This is a genomic window from Streptomyces capoamus, assembly GCF_014654935.1.
Lineage (GTDB): Bacteria > Actinomycetota > Actinomycetes > Streptomycetales > Streptomycetaceae > Streptomyces > Streptomyces capoamus.
The window spans coordinates 75,368-75,988 of the sequence record NZ_BNBF01000028.1 but is presented as its reverse complement, the minus strand read 5'-3'; the positions used below and the strand labels follow the sequence as shown (position 1 = coordinate 75,988).

Sequence of the window (621 nt, the reverse complement as noted above, 5' to 3'; positions counted from 1 at the left end):
ATCGTCTACTTCGGTGTGATGATCGACGTCGGCCTCTTCGACCCGGTCGTGCGGGGCATCCTGAAATTCTGCAAGGCCGATCCGCTGCGCATCGTGGTCGGTACGGCGGTCCTCGCCGCGATCGTCTCCCTGGACGGCGACGGCTCCACCACCTTCATGATCACCGTCTCGGCGATGTACCCGCTGTACAAGCGCCTGAAGATGTCCCTGGTCGTGATGACCGGTGTCGCCGCCATGGCCAACGGCGTGATGAACACCCTGCCGTGGGGCGGCCCGACCGCCCGCGCCGCCACCGCGCTCAAGCTCGACGCCGGTGACATCTTCGTGCCCATGATCCCGGCCCTCGCCATGGGCCTGCTGTTCGTCTTCGCCCTCGCCTGCGTCCTCGGCCGCCGCGAGCGCAAGCGGCTCGGAGTGCTCACCCTGGACGAGGTGCTGACGGAGGAGACCGAGACGGTGCTCGTGGGCGCCGGCTCCGGCGCGGCGGCCCGGACCGCGGCCGGTCCCGGCACGGGTGCCCGGTCCGCGGCGGCCGCCGGCCCGTGCGGCGGTGCGCCCGGCGACGAGGCCGCCGACGAGGGCTTCCAGGGCCTCGACCCGGACCGCCCCACCCTGCGCCCC

Annotated in this window: 1 protein-coding gene; it reads left to right on the top strand. The window is 72.5% G+C overall.

Annotated features, from left to right (window positions below):
* A partial coding sequence (locus tag IE312_RS42860) for an SLC13 family permease (RefSeq protein ID WP_268254383.1) occupies positions 1–621 on the top strand: 621 nt, incomplete at both ends.